The organism is Streptomyces capparidis, from assembly GCF_054782095.1.
On the sequence record NZ_BAAGTD010000014.1, the window covers coordinates 123,650 to 143,520 of the forward strand.

Sequence of the window (19,871 nt, forward strand, 5' to 3'; positions counted from 1 at the left end):
AGGGGCGCACCGGCGGCCCCGGCCGCGCCGGTGCCGTGGGTGTCGAAGGCGGTGTTGCTCATGAGTGCGTTCCCCTCACATCCGGAAGACGCCGTAGCCGGGGGCGGCCGGATCCCGCTGCGGGATCGGCGCGTTGGCGCACGCGGTCAGGGCCAGGCCCAGGACGGTACGGGTGTCCATCGGGTCGATCACACCGTCGTCCCACAGCCGGGCCGTGGCGTAGTAGGCGTTCCCCTGGGTCTCGTACTGGGCGCGGATCGGGGCCTTGAACGCCTCCTCGTCCTCCGCGGCCCACTGCTCCCCCCGGGCCTCCAACTGGTCCCGCTTGACCGTGGCGAGCACGGAGGCGGCCTGCTCGCCGCCCATCACCGAGATCTTGGCGTTGGGCCACATCCACAGGAACCGGGGGGAGTAGGCGCGTCCGCACATCGAGTAGTTGCCCGCGCCGTAGGACCCGCCGACGACCACGGTGAGCTTCGGCACCCGGGCGCAGGCCACGGCGGTGACCATCTTGGCGCCGTGCTTGGCGATGCCCCCGGCCTCGTACTGGCGGCCGACCATGAAGCCGGAGATGTTCTGGAGGAACAGCAGCGGCACGCCGCGCTGGTCGCACAGCTCTATGAAGTGGGCGCCCTTCTGGGCGGACTCGCTGAACAGGATGCCGTTGTTGGCGACGATCCCCACCGGGTGGCCGTGGATCCGGGCGAAGCCGGTGACCAGCGTCTGCCCGTACTCGGCCTTGAACTCCGCGAACCGGCTGCCGTCCACGATCCTCGCGATCACCTCCCGCACGTCGTACGGGGTGCGGGAGTCCACCGGCACCGCGCCGTACAGGCCCGCCGGGTCGACCACCGGTTCCTCGGCCGGTGCCACGTCCCAGGGGCGCGGGGCGCGCGGGGCCAGGGTGGAGACGATGCCGCGGACGACGCGCAGCGCGTGCTCGTCGTTCTCCGCGAGGTGGTCGGTGACGCCGGAGACCCGCGAGTGCACCTCGCCGCCACCGAGCTCCTCGGCGGTGACGACCTCGCCGGTGGCGGCCTTCACCAGCGGCGGGCCGCCGAGGAAGATCGTGCCCTGGTCGCGGACGATGACCGCCTCGTCGCTCATCGCCGGGACGTACGCCCCGCCCGCGGTGCAGGAGCCCAGGACGGCGGCGATCTGCGGGATGCCGCGCGCGGACATGGTGGCCTGGTTGTAGAAGATGCGGCCGAAGTGCTCGCGGTCGGGGAACACCTCGTCCTGCATGGGCAGGAACGCGCCCCCGGAGTCCACCAGGTACACGCACGGCAGCCGGTTCTCCAGGGCCACCTCCTGGGCGCGCAGGTGCTTCTTCACCGTCATCGGGTAGTAGGTGCCGCCCTTGACCGTGGCGTCGTTGGCCACGACGACGACCTCGCGGCCCGCGACCCGGCCGATTCCGGCGATCACCCCGGCGGCCGGGGCATCGCCCCCGTACAGCCCGTCGGCGGCCAGCGGGGCCAGCTCGAGGAAGGGGGAGCCGGGGTCGAGCAGGGTGTCCACCCGGTCCCTGGGCAGCAGCTTGCCGCGGGCGGTGTGCCGGGCGCGGGCCCGCTCGCCCCCGCCGAGCCGGGCGGCGGCGAGCTTGGCGCGCAGTTCGGTGACCAGGGCCGTGTGGGCCTCGGCGTTGCTCCGGTAGGAGTCGGAGGCCGGGTCCGCGGCGGTGCCGAGGACGGGGGCCCGGGCGTCCGCGGGCGCGATGACGGTCTGCTGTCCCATCGCCTGGAAGCTCCTTTGCCCCCGGAGGTGGGCCGGGGTGGTGACGGATCCGGTGGGCGGGCGGCGCCGTGGCGGTCGCCCCGGCACCCATGCGTCCACGATCGCGCACACCGGTGATCGACCCGCGTGTTAGCGATCGTTAACGTGACTCCACGTTAACGCCTGCTAACGCCGCTGTCTAGAATGGCCGGGTGTCCGATGCCATGACCGAGCGAGCAGACGGGGCCGACAGGGGCGAAGGCGCCGACAGAGCCGCCGGGTCGCGCCGGGAGCAGATCCTGCGCGAGGCGGCCAGGCTGTTCGCCTCCCGCGGCTTCCACGGCGTGGGCGTGGACGAGATAGGCGCCGCCGTCGGCATCAGCGGGCCCGGCCTGTACCGGCACTTCGCGGGCAAGGACGCGATGCTCGCCGAGCTGCTCGTCGGGATCAGCGGGCGGCTGCTCGCCGAGGGCAGGCGCCGCAGGGACAGCGCCGCGGGCGCCGCGGAGGCGCTGGACTCGCTGGTCCGCGGGCACATCGAGTTCGCGCTGGACGACCGCCCGCTGATCGTGCTGCACGACCGCGAGCTCGACCGGCTGCGGGAGTCGGACCGCAAGCTGGTGCGGCAGCTCCAGCGGCAGTACGTGGAGCTGTGGGTGGAGGTGGTCGCGCAGGTGCATCCGCGGGTGCCCCGGCCCCGGGTCCGCGCGGCCGTCCACGCCGTCTTCGGCCTGCTGAACTCCACCCCGCACAGCGCCGCCCCGCGCGGTGCCGCGCTGGACCGCGCCGCCATGGCCGATCTGCTGCACCGGCTGGCGCTGGGGGCGTTCGGGGCCGTGGCGACGGCGTGAGCGGCGAGGCCCCCCACTCGAACGGGTGACGAAGGGGCGGGCGGCCGCGGAAGACCACGCCGCTCGCCCCGACCGGCACCCCCGCGGAGCGGGAGGGCCCGCTACTCCGGCCGGCCCAGCCCCGCCGCGTCCAGCAGGTACGCCGTCATCGGCGCGTAGTGGTGCGGCGGCACGTTGTCGTCCAGCGGCACCACCGCCACCAGCGTGCCCTCCGCCTCCCCCAGGAACAGCGCCGGGTCGTTGCTGTCGGCGAAGCCCACCGCGTCCACACCGCGCTGACCCGCGCAGCCCGCCCACCCGTGGTCGGCGAAGACCAGGTCCGGCAGGGGCCGGCCGTCCCGCTCCAGGGCGTCGAGGATGGCGGTCATCGGCTCGGGGGAGTGCGTGTGCACCAGGCTGCCGCCGCGGTGCACCATGGCCACCCCGCCCACGTGCCGGATGTCCCCGCCGTCCGCGTACAGCCGCTCGGCGGGCAGGACGATCTCGCAACCCGCAGCGCGGAGCGCGTCGGCCACCGCCTGGTGGACGGGCAGCAGCCCGCCCGGGTGCCCGGTGGCGACCAGCACCCGCTGCCGGCTCTCCGCGGCCTTGCGCAGGGCCACCGCCATCCGGTCCAGCCCGTCCACCGTCAGCTCCGGGTCGATGGTGTCCTGTCCCGCCCGGTGCTCGGGGTCGGCGACCACGCCGACGCGTTCGGCCATGACCGCCAGGATCGCCCGCTCGTCGGTCCAGCGGTCGCCGAACTCCAGACCGAGCCAGAAGTGGCGGTTGCCGTCGGCCAGCTCCTGGTAGTGGGAGCGGTTGTTGTCGCGGGGCGTGGCCACGTCGCCCGCGATGCGGGTCTCGACCAGGTGGGCGATGAGCTGGGAACGGGTGGGCACGGGGGCAGGCATGGAGTCTGTCGGCATGGCGACATTGTCCAACGTGTGACGACACCGCCCGCGGAACGGCGTCGAACACGTGTCGTGGCACATGTCACGCCGGACCCGGGCGCGCCGGGGTTTCAGCCCGCGCCGTCCCCCTGCCCGGGCAGCCAGCTCAGGGCGAACCACAGCTCCATGCGCACGTCCGCGTCCCCCAGGTCGCAGTCGAGCAGGGCGCCGATCCGGGCGATCCGCTGCCGCACCGTGTTGCGGTGCACCCCGAGGGCGGCGGCGGTGTGGTCCCACCCGCCGTGCAGCGACAGCCAGGTGCGCAGCGTCTCCACCAGGGCGGGGGAGCCGGCGAGCGGGGCCAGGCGCTCCCGGGCCAGCGCCGCCGCCTCGGCGGGGGACACCAGCGCGGACACCCCGCGGTCGCCGGCGCGGTGACGGGCCACCGGCACCCCGGTGCCCAGGGCGCGCCGCAACGCCCGCTCGGCCTGCCCGTCGGCGCCGGCCAGCCCGTCGGGCGAGGCGGGGGCGCTCACCCCGAGCGTCCAGCCGGGCTGCGCGGACACCTCGGCGCCGGCGGGCAGCAGCGCGCGCAGCTCCGTGCCGTCCACGTCGACGAACGGCGTGCCGAGGGCGGCGCCCAGCGCGGTGGCCGCGGCACCGGCGTCCTGCGGCCGCGCCCCGCGCCCGCGCACCACCGTCCACGGGCCCTCGCCGAGCAGCGGCGCCGCCTCCCGCGGCGGCGTGCCGAGCAGCAGCCTGACCAGGGCGCCCGCCGCCCCCTCGGCCGCGGCCACGCCCCGCCGCGGCCCCGTGAGCAGCGACAGCAGCACCGCGGCGACCCCGGCCACCGACCGGTCCACCGCGTCCTGGCGGGACGCCGCCACACCGAGCGCCAGGCCGGAGCCGGGCAGCGCGTGGACGGCCAGGTGCCGGCCCCGGGCGTGGTCCGCCGCCGTGGCCCGACCGCCGCGCAGCTCGGCGGCCAGCGCCACCAGGTCCGCGGGCACCGGGTCGCCGGGCCTGGCCCCCGCCGTGTGCAGCTCCCGCCCCCGCTCGTCCAGCAGCACCACCCACGCGTCCAGGGTCCCCGCGAGCCTGCGCAGCACCGCGGGCACCGGGTCGGGGCCGCCCGCCGCCGTCGCCAGACCGCGCTGGGCCTCCGCCATGCGGCGCAGCTCCTGGTGCCTGGCCTCGGAAACGGCCAGCCACACCGCTCGCGCCACCGCGACGAACGGGGTGCGCGGCGGCACCTCGAGCAGCGGCAGCCCGTACCGTTCGCAGGCCGCGACCAGCGCCCGCGGGACGGTGTCGTGCAGCGGCGCCACCCCGAACCCGAGCGCCGCCGCGCCCGCCCGCGCGACCCGCGCCGCGTAGCGGTCCAGGTAGGCGTCGGTGCCCTCGACGGGGACGTGCACGCCCGCGGTGAGCAGCAGCTCCCCGCCCAGCAGGTACGGGGCCGGGTCCTCCAGCTCGCTGGTGTGCACCCAGTGGACGGGCACCCCGGCGGCGTCGGGCCCGGCGAGCTGCCGCAGCCCCAGCCCTCCGCGGGCGGCGCCCTCCGCTCGGCCGCTCCCGGCGCAGGGGCCGTCCAGCAGCGACGCCAGGGGCACGGCAGGGGTGGCGGACGCGGGGTCGCGCCCGGTGTGCACGGCGCCACCACCGGTGGTGGGATCGGTCATGGGCATTCCGTGCGGTCAGGGGCGGCGGACGGGCCCGGACCGGATGGTTCCTCCACCGCGAGCCGGGCCAAGTGGATGAAACGTACACTTCTTCGACCTCCGTGGGCCACCTACAGTCGATCCGTCCCCCCGCCTCCCCTGCTCCGGAGGCCGGATGGCCCTCGACCGCGCCGTGGTCGCCGCGCCTCCGGCCGGGACGCCCGCCACGGGCCGGTGGCGCATCCGCCGCGCCCGGCCCACCGGCGCGTCCACCGCGGGGCGAGGGGGCGTCCCGCGGACGCGCCGTGCGGCGGCGCCCGCGCCGACACCGAGAGGACGGCGGGCGGACGAAGAAGACCAGCAGGCGGACGAACGGACGGCGGTGCCCGGGACGGAGCGCCGCCCCCGGCGCCGCCCCGAGCCGCACCGAAAGGCAGCCACGATGACCACCACCGAGCCGCGCGGCCCCGTCGACTCCTCCCGGATCCCGCGCTACGCCGGTCCCGCCACCTTCGCCCGGCTGCCCCGCCTCGACGAGGTGGGCACGGCGGACGTCGCCGTGGTCGGGGTGCCGTTCGACGCCGGGGTCTCCTACCGGCCCGGGGCACGCTTCGGCGGCAACGCGATACGCGAGGCGTCCCGCCTGCTGCGCCCCTACAACCCGGCGCAGGACGCCTCCCCGTTCGCGCTCGCCCAGGTCGCCGACGCCGGGGACGTGGCCGCCAACCCGTTCGACATCGGCGAGGCCGTGGAGACCATCGAGGCCGCGGCCGGCGAGCTGCTGGACACGGGCGCCCGGCTGATGACCCTCGGCGGCGACCACACCGTCGCCCTGCCGCTGCTGCGGGCCGTCGCCCGCAGGCACGGTCCGGTGGCGCTGCTGCACTTCGACGCCCACCTGGACACCTGGGACACCTACTTCGGCGCCGAGTACACCCACGGCACCCCCTTCCGGCGGGCCTTCGAGGAGGGGCTGCTGGACACCGAGGCGCTCTCCCACGTGGGCATCCGCGGCCCGCTGTACGGCAGGAAGGATCTGGACGAGGACGAGAGGATGGGCTTCGGCATCGTCACCAGCGCGGACGTGATGCGGCGCGGTGTGGACGAGGTCGCGGCGCAACTGCGCGAGCGCGTCGGCGACCGGCCGCTGTACATCTCCATCGACATCGACGTCCTGGACCCGGCGCACGCCCCCGGCACGGGCACCCCGGAGGCGGGCGGGCTCACCTCCCGCGAGCTGCTGGAGATCCTGCGCGGGCTCGCGTCCTGCCGCCTGGTCTCCGCGGACGTGGTGGAGGTCGCCCCGGCGTACGACCACGCCGAGATCACCTCGGTCGCCGCGTCCCACACCGCGTACGAGCTGACCACGATCATGTCGCGGCAGATCGCCGCCGCGCGGGCGGAGGGCTGACCGCGCCGGACGCCTCGGCCGCGCACCGGAGGCGACCTGGCCGCCGGGTCGCCGACCGCACCCGGCGCCCCGGCGGGAATCAAAGATCCGTTCGGTGGGTTGCAGTCCGTTGACGGCTGAAAGCTTTCCGGAGGTAGCGGGTGTCTGATCAGGGCCAGGGCTGGTTGCGGCGGCTTTCCCGCCACTGTTGGCGCTACCGGCGCAATGTGCTGCTCGCTTTCGGCGCCTCGCTCGCCGGGATGGCCGTCACCGCGCTGGTGCCGCTCATCCCCAAGCTGATCATCGACGACGTGATCGTGGACGGCTCCCGTCCGCTCGCGCCGTGGGCGGTGCTGCTGGTCGTCGCCGCGCTGGCCGTCTACGGGCTGACGTACGTGCGCCGCTACTACGGCGGGCGGCTCGCCCTCGACGTCCAGCACGACCTGCGGACGGACATGTTCCGCTCGCTGACCCGCCTGGACGGCGCCCGGCAGGACGAGATCGACACCGGCCAGGTCGTCGGCCGGGCCACCTCCGACCTCCAGCTCATCCAGGGCCTGCTGTTCATGCTGCCGATGACGATCGGCAACGTGCTGCTGTTCGTCCTCTCCCTGGTGGTCATGCTGACGCTCTCGCCGCTGCTGACCCTGGTCGCCCTCGCCGTCGCGCCCGCGCTGTGGTTCATCGCCGACCGCAGCCGCACCCGCCTGTACCCCGCCACCTGGTACGCCCAGGGCCAGGCCGCCGCCGTCGCCGGGATCGTGGACGGCGCCGTGACCGGGGTCCGGGTGGTGAAGGGCTTCGGCCAGGAAGAGCAGGAGATGGCCAAGCTGCGGCGGGTCAGCCGCAAGCTGTTCGCCGCCCGGATGCGGACCGTCCGGCTCAACAGCCACTACAACCCCGCCCTCCAGGCCGTGCCGTCCCTGGGCCAGGTGGGCATGCTGGCGCTCGGCGGCTGGATGGCCACGCGCGGCCAGATCACCCTGGGCACCTTCGTCGCCTTCTCCACCTACCTGGCCCAGCTCACCGGCCCGGTGCGGATGCTCACCATGATCCTCACCGTCGGCCAGCAGGCCAGGGCGGGCGTGGAGCGCGTCTACGAGCTGATCGACACTGAGCCGCTGATCCGCGAGCGCCCCGACGCCCGCGCGCTGCCCGAGGACGCTCCGGCCACCGTCGAGTTCGACGACGTGACGTTCGGGTACGACGCCGAGCAGCCCGTGATCAAGGGGCTCAGTCTCCGCATCGACCAGGGTGAGACGCTCGCCGTGGTCGGCACCTCCGGCTCCGGCAAGTCCACCCTGTCGCTGCTGCTGCCCCGGTACTACGACGCGGCCTCCGGCTCCGTGCGGGTCGGCGGGCACGACGTGCGGGAGCTGACGTTCGACTCGCTGCGGTCCGCGATCGGCATCGTGCCCGAGGACAGCTTCCTGTTCTCCGACACGGTGCGGGCCAACATCCTCTACGGGCGGCCCGACGCCACCGAGGAGCAACTGCTCGCCGCCGCCCGCGCCGCCCGCGCCGACGGGTTCATCCGCGAGCTGCCCGACGGGTACGACACCGTCGTCGGCGAGCAGGGCCTGACGCTGTCCGGCGGGCAGCGGCAGCGCATGGCCCTGGCCCGGGCGATCCTCACCGACCCCCGCCTGCTCGTGCTCGACGACGCCACCTCCGCCGTGGACGCGCGGGTGGAGGCGGAGATCCACGAGGCGCTGCGCACGGTGATGTGCGGACGGACCACCCTGCTCATCGCCCACCGGCGCTCGACGCTGCTGCTGGCCGACCGCATCGCCGTGCTCGACGCGGGACGCCTGGTGGACCTCGGCACCCACGAGGAGCTGGAGGAGCGGTGCCCGCTGTACCGGCGGCTGCTCACCGACCCCGAGGCGCTCGCCGGAGAGGTGAGGAAGGCCGACCCGGCGGGCCTCGCCCTGCGGGACGGGAACGGCGACGGAAAGGGCGCGCCCGTGGACGGGGCGCGGATACGCGCCCTGGTGGACGGGCACGCGCGCGACGGCGGCACCGGGACCGGGGGGCCCGCCGCCTCCGGCGGCGGAATCACTCCCGAGCTGTGGCGGCGCGACCTGCACCAGCCGGACGGCCAGCGGCCCGCGGCCGGGACCGCCGCGGGCCCGGCCCCCGGCGGAGGCATGGCCGCGGCCATGTCCGGGATGCCGGCGACGCCGGAGCTGCTGACCAAGGTGGCGGCGCTGCCACCGGCGACCGACACGCCGAAGGTGGACGAGGAGGCCGCGCTCACGCCCGACCCGGAGTTCGGCCTGCGTCGCATCCTGCGCGACTTCCGCCGTCCGCTGCTGGCCGGCCTGGCGCTCGTCCTGGTGGACGCCTCCGCCGGGCTGCTGCTGCCCGTGCTGATCCGGCACGGCATCGACGAGGGCGTGCAGCGCCTCGCCCTCGGCGCGGTGTGGGTGGCCTCCCTCGCCGCGCTCGCGATCGTCCTCATCCAGTGGGCCGCGCAGGTCGGCGAGACCCGGATGACCGGCAGGACCGGCGAGCGCATCCTGTACACGCTGCGGGTGAAGATCTTCGCGCAGTTGCAGCGCCTCGGCCTGGACTACTACGAGCGCGAGCTGACCGGCCGGGTGATGACCCGGATGACCACCGATGTGGACGCGCTCTCGACATTCCTCCAGACCGGCCTGGTCACGGCGGTGGTCAGCCTCTTCACCTTCTTCGGCATCTTCGTGGCCCTGCTGGTCATCGACGTGGAGCTGGCCCTGCTGGTCTTCGCGACGCTGCCGTTCCTGATCGTCGGGACGTACGTGTTCCGGCGGAAGGCGTCGCGCGCGTACGAGCTGGCCAGGGAGCGGGTGGCGGTCGTCAACGCCGGGCTCCAGGAGAACGTCGCCGGGCTGCGCGTGGTGCAGGCGTTCCGCCGTGAGCGGGGCAGCCTGGCCGTGTTCGAGGCCGGCAGCGACGACTACCGCCGGGCCCGGGTGCGCGGTCAGTGGTACATCTCCGTCTACTTCCCCTTCGTGCAGTTGCTGTCCTCGGTGGCGGCGGCGCTGGTGCTGATCGTCGGCGCCGGCCGGGTCGGCGACGGGACGCTGACCGCGGGCGCCCTGGTGGCGTACCTGCTGTACATCGACCTGTTCTTCGCTCCCGTGCAGCAGCTCTCCCAGGTGTTCGACGGCTACCAGCAGGCCGCGGTCTCCCTGGGCCGGATCCGCGAGCTGCTGCGGCTGCCGACCGGCACCCCGCAGGCGGAGCGGCCCGTCCCGGTCACCCGGCTGCGGGGCGAGGTGGTGTTCGACGACGTCCACTTCAGCTACCGCGGCGAGGACGGCACGCTTACCGAGCAGGAGGCGCTGTCCGGGATCAGCCTGCGCATCCCCGCCGGGCAGACCGTGGCGTTCGTCGGCGAGACCGGCGCGGGCAAGTCCACGCTGGTCAAGCTGGTGGCCCGGTTCTACGACGCGACCGCGGGCGCCGTGCGGGTGGACGGCACGGACGTGCGCGAGCTGGACCTGACCGGGTACCGGCAGCGCCTGGGGGTGGTGCCCCAGGAGCCGTACCTGTTCCCGGGGACGATCCGGGACGCCATCGCGTACGGCCGCCCGGACGCCACCGACGAGGAGGTGGAGGCCGCCGCCCGCGCGGTGGGCGCCCACGCGATGATCGCCTCGCTGGACGGCGGCTACCTGCACCGCGTCGCCGAGCGGGGACGCAACCTCTCCGCCGGCCAGCGGCAGCTCGTGGCCCTGGCCCGCGCCGAGCTGGTCGACCCCGATCTGCTGCTGCTGGACGAGGCCACGGCCGCCCTTGACCTGGCCACGGAGGGTCTGGTCAACCAGGCCACCGAGCGCCTCGCCGGACGCCGCACCACGCTGGTGGTGGCGCACCGCCTCACCACCGCGGCCCGAGCGGACCGGGTGGTGGTGATGGACCACGGGCGCGTCGTGGAGGACGGCACCCACGAGCAGTTGCTGGCCATGGACGGGCGCTACGCGCAGTTGTGGCGCACCTTCACCGGCGAGGCCGAGCAGGCCACGGCGATAGCCTGACCGGGCCCCGCGGCCGGCACCCCGGTCCCGGCCGGCTCACCCCGCCCGGGCTCGCCGTGCCCGGGTCCGCTCCGGCCCGCCCCGATCGGCTCCGGCCGGCCGGGGCGGGCCGGCTCTCGGCTCAGTAGCCGAGCCCGTGCCCCATCGGGTACAGCACCGCCGCCGGGTCGTCCGCCCGCGGCACGGGGACCGGCAGCCTGCCGGACGGCGAGACCTCGCCCGCGATCACCCGCGCGGCGGCCCGTATCGCCACGTCCGTCCACGAGTAGGTGGCCAGGCCGGCGCGGACCTGAGGCAGATGCGCCACGTCGTACGGGTTGCGGATCGCCACCTGGACGACCGGGGTGCCGGTGGCCGCCAGCGCCCGGACCAGCGCGCCCTGCGGCGACGTCGCCGTGACGTTGGCCGTGGTGACCACGACCACGTCGTGGGACCCGGCAGCGGCCACCGCCTTGTCGATCACCGCCTGGCCGGGCGAGGTGCCCGTGGACAGCGCGGTGGCCGGGTGGCCTAGGTCGGTCAGCGCCCGGGCCAGGACGGTGGTCGGCGGGCCGCCCGTGCCGGACGGTGCCGCCGGGTCCGCGCCGACCACGAGGACGCCGCGCGGGGTGGCGCCCAGCGGCAGCAGTCCGCCCTCGTTGCGCAGCAGGGTGGTGGTGCGCTCGGTGATCCGGTCGGCGGCGGCCAGGTGCCGCGGGGTGCCCACCGCCCGGTCCACGCCCTTGGGCGTGACGTAGGGGTCCCGGAACAGGCCCCGGCGGAGCTTCAGCTCCACGATGCGCACCAGGGACTCGTCCAGGCGCTCCTCGGTGAGCTCGCCGCTCTTGACCGCGTCCAGCACGGCGTGCCACGCCAGGTCCAGGTCCGGCGGGTTGAGGAGCTGGTCGCAGCCCGCCCTGAGGGCGAGCACCGGGACGCGGTCGTCGCCGTACTTCTGCCGCACTCCGGCCATGGCCAGGGAGTCCGTGACGACCACGCCGTCGTAGCCGAGCCGCTCGCGCAGCACTCCGGTGAGGATGGGCCGGGACAGCGTCGCCGGGTCGCCCGAGTCGTCCAGGGCGGGGACCACGATGTGCGCCGTCATGATGCTGTCGATGTGCTGGGCCACGGCCGCGCGGAACGGCGGGGCGTCCACCCGCTCCCACTCGCTGAGCGTGTGCTTGATGACGGGCAGCCCGTAGTGGCTGTCGGTGTCCGTGTCGCCGTGGCCGGGGAAGTGCTTGGCGCAGGAGACCACGCCCGCGCGCTGGTAGCCGCTCACCTGCGCGGCGACGAGGCGGGCCACGGCCTGCGGGTCGGCGCCGAAGGAGCGGATGTTGATCACCGGGTTGGCCGGGTTGACGTTCACGTCGGCGACCGGGGCGTAGTTCTGGTTCACCCCCATGGCGGCCAGCTCGGTGCCGGCGACCTGCGCCGCGGTCCGGGCGTCCCGCGCGCTGCCGCCCGCGCCCAGTGCCATGCTGCCGGGGAACAGCGTGGCGGGCGCCCCTATCCGGGCCACCGAGCCGTGCTCCTGGTCCACCGAGATCAGCAGGGGGACCGGGGTGGGCTGGGCCAGGCCCGCCTTCTGGATGCCGTTGGACAGCTCGGCGATCTGGTGCGGGTCGCGCGTGTTGTGCGCCCAGGCGAAGTAGATGATGCCGCCGACGTGGTACTTGGCGACCAGCTCGGCCGCGTTGGCCACGCCGATCTCCTTCTGGTTCGCCGCGACGTCCTCGGGCGCGGGGTCGGCGGCGGAGGTGCCGTAGACCCGCATCACGAACAGTTGGCCGACCTTCTCCTCCAGGCTCATGCGGCGCACGATCGCCGCCGCTCTGGTGCGATGGCCGCTCCGCGTCCGCGCCGGTGCGGCGGAGGCGGCCGAGGCGAAGGCCGCAGAACCCGAGGCGAGCGCCGCGGAGGCGACGGCACCGGCGGTGAGGAGGGCGCGGCGGCTGGGCCCGCGGAGTCGGGAGGTGTCGTGCACTGGTGCTCCTTCCGGCCATGAGGAGGAGTACGCCCGGTGCGAATCGTCGGTGGTCCCGATGCGCAGGCGTTCTGAAGGAAACTTCCAAGACCGCCGATGGGTCCGGCGTTGCTCGAAAGTATTTTCCGTCACTTTTTCCGCGTCAATGCCCTGTGGAAAACCTCGCCCGGAAGCCCTCGGGGGCCATCCGCCCGGCCCACCGCCTGCCCACCGCCCGGCGCGCCCGCCACCGCCCCGTCCGGCCTCGCGCCCCGTCCCGCTCACCCGAGCGCGCAGGCGACGGCGCCTGACGGTCCCCGCCCGCCCCGAGGGGCCCGCCGTCCGCCGTCCCCCGGCGCGACCGCTCGCCGGAAAGCCGTGTGACCAGGGACAGGCGCCGGAGTGTGCCGTGGTGGCGGGCGCCGCGTTCCTGCGTCCGGGTGCCGCCTCGTGCCGTTCGCTCCTCCCACGCCTGCCAGCGCTTACCGTGCGACAGGTGGGTGATCACCCGGAAGGCATGGCCATGTTGAACACCGAGGAGTGCCAGGACCAGGAGGCCGTCGTCCCGCCGCGCCGGCCGTGGGCCGGGGGAGCGCAGTGGCGGGCGGCCGGGGTGCTGACGGCGCTGTTCTGCGCGGTGTGGGCGTACATGTCGCTGCGCGCGACCGGCCTGGAGCGCACCGCGCTGTGCTTCGTCGGGCTGCCCGCCTCCCTCGCCATGGTCGTCGGCATCCTCGTGCCGCAGCGCCGCGCCGTGCTGACCACGGCCGTCGCGGTCACCTGCGGGCTCGCCGTCGCCGGGCCGGTGTTCAACGAGAGTGCGGCGTCGCTGCTCCTGGTGGCGCCGCTGGCGTACGTCGTCGCGCTGGCGGTGGCCCTCTGCTCGGGCACGCCGCGGGGGCGGGTGCTGGTGGTGGTGGCGCTGCTGGGTCTGTGTGCGGAGGGAGTCGTCGCCTCGCTGCCGCGCGACGGGTCGGTGACGGTGACCCGGGTGGTGCGGGTCGCCCCCGAGGAGATGCACCGGGTGCTGGCGGGGGCGCCCGAGTTCTCCGCGCGCCCCCCGCTGTTCCTCCGGCTCGGGTTCCCGCTGCCGCGTCAGGTGACGGTGGACGGGGCGAGCGGCGCGCTGGCGGTCGGGGACGAGCGCGTGGTGTCGTTCACCTCGCGGATGCCGCTGGGGATCGGCGTGCAACCCGAGCCCCGCGTCCTGCGGCTGCGAGTGACGGAGCGCGAGGAGCGCCGAGTGGTGTTCCAGGTGGTGCGGGACACCGCTCTGCACCGCTGGGTGCGCCTGCGCTACACCGAGGTGAGCTGGCGCGCCTCGGCCGCCGGCCACTCGGAGGTCGAGTGGAAGCTGGGCTACCGCAGGACGTTCGACCCGGCCTGGTACTTCGGCCCGCTCCAGGGATACGGCGCGGAGCGGGCCGCCGACTACCTGGCGGACGCGTTCCGGCCGTGACGGGCAGGGGCCCGAGGGGGCGAGGGGCGCGGCCGGGGAGCGGGCGTCCCCGGCCGGTCGTCACCCGGTGGCCGTGGCGGGTCGGCCGTCTCGGGGCGGCCGTCACAGGGTGAGCGACCACTCCTGCGCGGTCAGCCGCCTGCCGAACGCCTCGTGCGGATAGCTGTGGGTCATGACGAACCCGGCCCGTCGGTAAAGGTGATGGGCGGCGTCCAGCCCCTGGAACGTCCACAGCCGCATCGCGCGGTATCCGGCGCCGCGGGCGAAGCCGAGGCACTCCTCCAGCAGCCGCGAACCGATGCCCAACCCGCGCGCCTTCGGCTCCACCAGGAAGAACCGCAGCTTGGCGACGCCCTCCTCCGTGCCGCGGGTGCAGAAGACGCAGCCGGCGGGCTCGCCGTCCACCTCGGCGATCCAGCCCCGCTCCCGCCGCGGGTCCCGCCCGCGGGCGTAGGTGCCGACGTCCGCGGCCACGCCCGCCTCGAAGTCGCTGTCGCAGCCGTGCTCCGCCGCGTACAGCGCGCCGTGCCGCTGGACCACCCAGCCCAGGTCCCCGGGGCCCGGCTCGCGCAGCAGGTAGGAGCGCGGACGGGAGCGGCCCTCCAGCATCTCCCGGACGGTGCGCATCCCGGCCGCGAGGCGCTCCTGGTCGGCGGGGCTCAGACGGGCGACGAGCGCGCCCACGGCCTCGTTCGACCGCTCGGTGAGCATCCGGGCCTCGGCCCGCCCGTCCTCGGTCGCGGTGACGACCTGCTGGCGCGCGTCCTTGGCCGAGCGCTCCCGGGTGACCAGCCCCCGCTCCTCGAAGCGGGCGAGGATCCGGCTGAGGTATCCGGCGTCCAGGGACAGCGCCGCGCGCAGCTCGGTCACCTCCACCCCCTCGTGCTGGGCCAGCTCGTACAGGAGCCTGGCCTCGGTGAGGGAGTAGGGGGTGCCCAGGTACGTCTGGTAGTCGAGGGCGCCGATGACGCCCGTGTAGAAGCGGCTGAACTCTCGAACATCGTGAACGATCATTGCCCACCTCAAGTTGTTCTTTGACTCAGTCAAAGGTATGGGTGAGGGTGGGTCAGGGGAAAGGGGGCGTCCATCATTCGGGCGCCCGGCCCGGGTGCCGGCCGGACGTCCGCGGATGCCGTCGGCCGCCTGGGAGCGCGGGCAGGCGTCCCTCGCGTGAGGGATGCGAAGCGTATGGGGTTCCGGAGCGCGCTGCGGCGTACGAGCGCACGGACCGCGGCCGGATGCTTCCGGTGGCGAGCCGTGAGCCCGCGTGCCCGCGGTGAGAGCCCGTGCGCCCCCGGCATGCCCGTGCGCCGCCGGGCGGGCCGGTGCGCCGCCGGGTGGGCGGATGCGCGCGGGCGCCTCAGCCCCGGCGGTCCGCGCCCCGCGTGACGCCCCCGCGCGCCGGGGCGTCAGGCCCGCGCGGGTGGCGCCGTCGAGTCGCGCACCACCAGTTCCGCCTCGATGGTGACGACGCCGTCCGCCGGAGGCTGCTCGGCGCCCAGCACCAGGCGCCCGGCCCGCGCGCCGGCGTCGTACAGCGGCAGCCGCACGGTGGTCAGCGACGGCACGGCGTCCACGCTGAACGGCAGGTCGTCGAAGCCCGCCACCGAGATGTCATCGGGGACGCGCAGCCCGCGCTCGCGAAGCGCCGCGCACACGCCGAGCGCCGTGGTGTCGTTCGCGGCGGCGATCGCGGTCAGCCCGGGGGCGGCGTCCAGCAGGGCGAGCGTCGCCTGGTGGCCCGCCGTGCGGTCGTAGCCGCCGTGGACGATCAGCCGCTCGTCGCGGTCGGCGTCCGGGTGGGCGGCGAGGGCCGCGCGGTGACCCTCGATGCGGTGGCGGGTGGTGGTGCGGTTCGCGGGGCCGCCGATGTAGCCGATGCGGCGGTGGCCGAGCGCCAGCAGGTGCTCGGTCAGGGCCCGTGCGCCGTCCCGGTTGGCGAACGCGACCGTGGCCGTCGAGGTGCCGGTCACGCCGTCGGAGCCCACTCCCTCGGGTCCGCCCGGGGAGGGCAGGGGCGGGCGGCCGCAGAGCACCACACGGGTGCCCGCCGCGGCGAGCTTGCCGAGCCGGGTGGTGACCGCGTGGATGTGCTCGGGGTCCTCGATGGCGCCGCCGGTGAGGACCACGCCGGCCGCGCGCTGCCGCTGGAGCAGGGTGAGGTAGTTCAGCTCCCGCTCGGGCGAGCCGCCGGTGTTGCAGACGACGGCGAGCTTGTCCTCGCCGGTCTGGCTCTGGATACCGCTCGCCATGAGGCCGAAGAACGGGTCGGCGACATCGTTGACCAGCACGCCGATCAGGTCGGACGTGCTCGCGGCGAGGGCGCGCGCGTTGCCGTTCACCACGTATTCCAGGTCGCGCACGGCGCGCAGGACGCGCTCGCGGGTGTCCGGCGCTACGGGGTAGTTGCCGTTGAGGACGCGGGAGACCGTGGCCGCGGAGACTCCGGCCCGGTGCGCTACGTCGGCCAGGGTTGCTGCCACTGCCCTACCTGCCCTTTCCTCCGGTCGTTCGGCTGAGGTCATGCTCTCACCCCGGCGGGTCGTGACGGGAGGCACTTGTGGGAGGTGTGCACGGACGGTTACCTTTACCACCGTAGTAAGCGCTTTCTTCGCCCATTTCGAACGCCGTCATTCCGGTGGGGTGCATTTCGGGCGCACGTTGGTCGCGTGTCATGCCGGAGAAGGCGCGGGGTCGGGTCGTACTGGGCTAGTGGTGAAGGGGAAAGCCCGTGAATCGGAGAACAGTCGGAATTGCCATGAACGGCGTGACCGGGCGCATGGGCTATCGCCAGCACCTGGTCCGCTCCATCCTCGCCATCAGGGAGCAGGGGGGACTGGACCTCGGGGACGGCAACGTGCTCTGGCCCGAGCCGGTGCTCGTGGGCCGCAGCGAGGCCAAGCTGAGGGCGATGGCGGAGCGGCACGGCCTCACCCGCTGGACGACCAGCCTGGACGAGGCTCTCACCGACCCGGACGTGGAGATCTACTTCGACGCCCAGGTCACCTCCGCGCGTGAGCCCGCCGTCCGGCAGGCCGTCGCCGCGGGCAAGCACATCTACTGCGAGAAGCCCACCGCCACGGACCTGGACGGCGCGCTGGAGCTCGCCCGGCTGGCCCGCGACGCCGGGGTGAAGAACGGGGTGGTGCAGGACAAGCTGTTCCTGCCGGGGCTGCGCAAGCTCAAGCGGCTGATCGAGGGCGGCTTCTTCGGCCGGATCCTCTCCGTGCGCGGCGAATTCGGCTACTGGGTGTTCGAGGGCGACTGGCAGCAGGCGCAGCGCCCGTCGTGGAACTACCGCGCGGAGGACGGCGGCGGCATCACCGTCGACATGTTCCCCCACTGGGAGTACGTGCTGCACGACCTGTTCGGGCCCGTCAGGTCGGTGCAGGCGCTGGTCACCACGCATGTGCCGGTCCGCTGGGACGAGCAGGGCAAGCCGTACGACGCCACGGCCGACGACGCCGCCTACGGCGTGTTCGAGCTCGAGGGCGGCACCGTCGCGCAGATCAACTCCTCCTGGGCGGTGCGGGTGAACCGGGACGAGCTGGTGGAGTTCCAGGTGGACGGCACCCACGGCAGCGCGGTGGCGGGGCTGCGCGAGTGCCGGGTGCAGCACCGTTCGGCCACGCCCAAGCCCGTGTGGAACCCGGACCTGCCCGCCACCGAGCGGTTCCGCGAGCAGTGGGCGCAGGTGCCCGACAACGAGGAGTTCGACAACGGTTTCAAGGCGCAGTGGGAGCTGTTCCTGCGGCATGTGGTCCTGGACGAGCCGTGGGCCTGGGATCTGCTGGCCGGAGCCCGGGGAGTGCAGTTGGCCCGGCTCGGCCTGGAGTCCTCCGCGACGGGCCGCCGCCTCGACGTGCCCGAGCTGGCGCTCTGAGCACCGGACCGATCTGGCGAGGGGAGCGGAACGATGATCAGACTGCCCAATGACGGCGGCGGGTTCGACGACTACCAGCCGAGCGGACGGACGCCGGCGCGTCCCGGGGAGGAGGCCGGCGCGCCGCGCAGCCGCAAGGTGTTCGCGGCGGCGCACGTGGTCGCGGACCCGCTGGGCGACGTGGCGTTCGGGGGTGGTGCGCCGGGGGCGCGCGCCGCCGTCGACTGGGACGCCACGCTGGCCTTCCGGCGTCACCTGTGGGAGCACGGCCTGGCCGTGGCCGAGGCGATGGACACGGCGCAGCGCGGCATGGGCCTGGACTGGGCCGGCGCGGCCGAGCTGATCCGGCGCTCGTGCGCGGAGGCGGCGGCGGTGGGGGCGCGGGACGCGATCGCGTGCGGCGTCGGCACCGACCAGTTGACCTCCGCGAGCGACCTGCGCCAGGTGCGCCAGGCGTACGAGGAGCAACTCGCCGTGGTGGAGGAGGCGGGCGCGCAGGCCATCCTCATGGCCAGCCGCCAGCTCGCCGCCGTGGCGCGCGGGCCCGAGGACTACGCCGAGATCTACGGCGAGTTGCTGCGCCAGGCTGCCGAACCGGTGATCCTGCACTGGCTCGGCCCCATGTTCGACCCGGCGCTCGAGGGTTACTGGGGCAGCGGGGACCTGGACGAGGCGACGAAAACGTTTCTTCAGATCATCTCGGACCACCCGGACAAGGTGGACGGGGTGAAGATCTCGCTCCTCGACGCGGGGCGCGAGGTGGACCTGCGGCGGCGGCTGCCGCGCGGGGTGCGCTGCTACACCGGCGACGACTTCCACTACCCGGAGCTGATCGAGGGCGACGAGCGCGGCTTCAGCCACGCCCTGCTCGGCGTCTTCGACCCGCTCGCCTCCGTCGCCGCCGCCGCGGTGCGCGAGCTGGACCGCGGGGACGCGGCGGCCTTCCGGCGACTGCTCGACCCGACCGTGGAGCTGGCCAGGCACCTGTTCGGGGCGCCCACCCGGTACTACAAGACGGGCGTGGTCTTCCTCGCCTGGCTGGCCGGGCACCAGGAGCACTTCCGGATGGTGGGCGGCCTGGAGAGCGCCCGTTCGGTGCCGCACCTGGCCCGCGCCTACCGGCTCGCGGACGAGCTCGGCCTGTTCCCCGACCCGCAGCTCGCCGAGCGGCGGATGCGGGCGCTGCTGGCGGTGGCGGGGGTGGACGCGTGAGCGCGCAGGACCTCGCCCGGCTCAGCCTGAACCAGGAGACCATCAAGCAGTGGTCGCTGCCCGAGCTGGCCGACGGCTGCGCGGCCGCCGGGGTGCCCGGGGTCGGCCTCTGGCGGGAGCCGGTGCGCTCCTACGGGCTGGAGCGCACGGCGAAGCTCGTCCGCGACGCCGGACTGACCGTCACCAGCCTGTGCCGGGGCGGCTTCTTCACCGCGGCCGACCCCGCGGAGCGGGCCAGGGCCCTGGACGACAACCGGGCCGCCATCGACGAGGCCGCCACCCTCGGCACGCAGACGCTGGTGCTGGTCAGCGGCGGCCTCCCGGAGGGCAGCCGGGACCTGGCCGGGGCGCGGGAGCGGGTCGCCGACGCGCTCGCCGAGCTGGCCCCGTACGCCGCCGAGCGCGGGGTGCGGCTCGCCGTGGAGCCGCTGCACCCGATGTTCGCCTCGGACCGCTGCGTCGTCTCCACGCTGGCGCAGGCCCTCGACCTGGCCGAGCGGTTCCCCGCCGACCGGGTGGGCGTGGTCGTGGACACCTACCACCTGTGGTGGGACGACACGGTGGGCGACCTGATCGCCCGGGCGGGCGACCGGATCGCTGCCTTCCAGCTCGCGGACTGGGTCACTCCGCTGCCCGAGGGCGTCCTGCTGGGCCGGGGGCAGCTCGGCGACGGGTCGGTGGACTTCCGGTGGTTCCGCGAGCGGGTGGAACGGACGGGCTACCGGGGGCCGGTCGAGGTGGAGATCTTCAGCCCGGCGTTGTGGGAGCGCGACGGTGCGGAGGTCCTCGCGGAGATCGTGGACCGGTACCGGCGCCTGGTGCTCTGACGGGCCGGGCACGGGGGCGGGGGCGCGCCG

General features: G+C 74.8%; 13 protein-coding genes. 7 read left to right on the top strand and 6 right to left on the bottom strand.

Going from position 1 to position 19,871, the window contains the following annotated elements:
- Window positions 1-75: 75 nt before the first annotated feature.
- Window positions 76-1,737 (bottom strand): carboxyl transferase domain-containing protein, encoded by a 1,662-nt coding sequence (locus tag ACYVO2_RS14210; protein ID WP_461008116.1) that lies wholly within the window; start codon window positions 1,735-1,737, stop codon window positions 76-78.
- A gap of 203 nt (window positions 1,738-1,940) precedes the next feature.
- Between ACYVO2_RS14210 and ACYVO2_RS14215 the strand changes: the two genes are divergently transcribed.
- On the top strand, window positions 1,941-2,567 hold the full coding sequence (locus ACYVO2_RS14215; RefSeq protein ID WP_461008117.1) for an SACE_7040 family transcriptional regulator: 627 nt from the start codon (window positions 1,941-1,943) through the stop codon (window positions 2,565-2,567).
- Between the two features lie 101 nt (window positions 2,568-2,668).
- Here the strand turns inward: ACYVO2_RS14215 and ACYVO2_RS14220 are convergent, their stop codons facing one another.
- Entirely contained in the window at window positions 2,669-3,475 is an 807-nt protein-coding gene (locus ACYVO2_RS14220; RefSeq protein WP_461008118.1) for a phosphatase, read from the bottom strand.
- 95 nt (window positions 3,476-3,570) lie between these two features.
- Window positions 3,571-5,121, bottom strand: a complete 1,551-nt coding sequence (locus ACYVO2_RS14225) for a helix-turn-helix domain-containing protein (protein WP_461008119.1) — start codon at window positions 5,119-5,121, stop codon at window positions 3,571-3,573.
- A gap of 421 nt (window positions 5,122-5,542) precedes the next feature.
- Here ACYVO2_RS14225 and speB point away from each other — a divergent pair, with 421 nt between their 5' ends.
- Window positions 5,543-6,511: an agmatinase gene (speB, locus tag ACYVO2_RS14230; RefSeq protein WP_461008120.1), complete on the top strand. Its 969-nt coding sequence runs from the start codon at window positions 5,543-5,545 to the stop codon at window positions 6,509-6,511.
- 140 nt (window positions 6,512-6,651) lie between these two features.
- Complete coding sequence (locus tag ACYVO2_RS14235; protein WP_461008121.1) at window positions 6,652-10,515, top strand: ABC transporter ATP-binding protein; 3,864 nt, start codon at window positions 6,652-6,654, stop codon at window positions 10,513-10,515.
- Between the two features lie 121 nt (window positions 10,516-10,636).
- On the opposite strand, the gene ACYVO2_RS14240 is transcribed toward ACYVO2_RS14235, so the two are convergent.
- Window positions 10,637-12,481: a glycoside hydrolase family 3 protein gene (locus tag ACYVO2_RS14240; RefSeq protein ID WP_461008122.1), complete on the bottom strand. Its 1,845-nt coding sequence runs from the start codon at window positions 12,479-12,481 to the stop codon at window positions 10,637-10,639.
- A gap of 496 nt (window positions 12,482-12,977) precedes the next feature.
- On the opposite strand from ACYVO2_RS14240, the gene ACYVO2_RS14245 reads away from it, so the two are divergent.
- Complete coding sequence (locus tag ACYVO2_RS14245; protein WP_461008123.1) at window positions 12,978-13,919, top strand: hypothetical protein; 942 nt, start codon at window positions 12,978-12,980, stop codon at window positions 13,917-13,919.
- 102 nt (window positions 13,920-14,021) lie between these two features.
- On the opposite strand, the gene ACYVO2_RS14250 is transcribed toward ACYVO2_RS14245, so the two are convergent.
- Together ACYVO2_RS14250 and ACYVO2_RS14255 are read right to left on the bottom strand one after the other, a co-directional pair.
- Window positions 14,022-14,933: a bifunctional helix-turn-helix transcriptional regulator/GNAT family N-acetyltransferase gene (locus ACYVO2_RS14250; RefSeq protein ID WP_461008124.1), complete on the bottom strand. Its 912-nt coding sequence runs from the start codon at window positions 14,931-14,933 to the stop codon at window positions 14,022-14,024.
- A 395-nt stretch (window positions 14,934-15,328) separates the two neighbouring features.
- Entirely contained in the window at window positions 15,329-16,402 is a 1,074-nt protein-coding gene (locus ACYVO2_RS14255) for a LacI family DNA-binding transcriptional regulator (RefSeq protein ID WP_461008125.1), read from the bottom strand.
- A 248-nt stretch (window positions 16,403-16,650) separates the two neighbouring features.
- On the opposite strand from ACYVO2_RS14255, the gene ACYVO2_RS14260 reads away from it, so the two are divergent.
- From ACYVO2_RS14260 to ACYVO2_RS14270, 3 genes are read left to right on the top strand one after another with little or no spacing between them, the layout of a single operon-like run.
- A complete protein-coding gene (locus tag ACYVO2_RS14260; RefSeq protein WP_461008126.1) occupies window positions 16,651-17,802 on the top strand; it encodes a Gfo/Idh/MocA family protein in 1,152 nt (383 codons plus the stop codon).
- Between the two features lie 33 nt (window positions 17,803-17,835).
- Window positions 17,836-19,014 (top strand): dihydrodipicolinate synthase family protein, encoded by a 1,179-nt coding sequence (locus ACYVO2_RS14265; protein ID WP_461008127.1) that lies wholly within the window; start codon window positions 17,836-17,838, stop codon window positions 19,012-19,014.
- Window positions 19,011-19,841 (top strand): sugar phosphate isomerase/epimerase family protein, encoded by an 831-nt coding sequence (locus tag ACYVO2_RS14270; protein WP_461008128.1) that lies wholly within the window; start codon window positions 19,011-19,013, stop codon window positions 19,839-19,841. Before ACYVO2_RS14265 ends, ACYVO2_RS14270 begins: the two co-directional genes overlap by 4 nt.
- Window positions 19,842-19,871 lie beyond the last annotated feature (30 nt).

Coding starts and splice junctions, on each gene's coding strand:
- ACYVO2_RS14245 (WP_461008123.1), top strand. CDS start 12,978: ATGGCCATGTTGAACACCGAGGAGTGCCAGGACCAGGAGGCCGTCGTC.
- ACYVO2_RS14250 (WP_461008124.1), bottom strand. CDS start 14,933: ATGATCGTTCACGATGTTCGAGAGTTCAGCCGCTTCTACACGGGCGTC.
- speB (WP_461008120.1), top strand. CDS start 5,543: ATGACCACCACCGAGCCGCGCGGCCCCGTCGACTCCTCCCGGATCCCG.
- ACYVO2_RS14265 (WP_461008127.1), top strand. CDS start 17,836: ATGATCAGACTGCCCAATGACGGCGGCGGGTTCGACGACTACCAGCCG.
- ACYVO2_RS14225 (WP_461008119.1), bottom strand. CDS start 5,121: ATGACCGATCCCACCACCGGTGGTGGCGCCGTGCACACCGGGCGCGAC.
- ACYVO2_RS14210 (WP_461008116.1), bottom strand. CDS start 1,737: ATGGGACAGCAGACCGTCATCGCGCCCGCGGACGCCCGGGCCCCCGTC.
- ACYVO2_RS14215 (WP_461008117.1), top strand. CDS start 1,941: ATGACCGAGCGAGCAGACGGGGCCGACAGGGGCGAAGGCGCCGACAGA.
- ACYVO2_RS14220 (WP_461008118.1), bottom strand. CDS start 3,475: ATGCCGACAGACTCCATGCCTGCCCCCGTGCCCACCCGTTCCCAGCTC.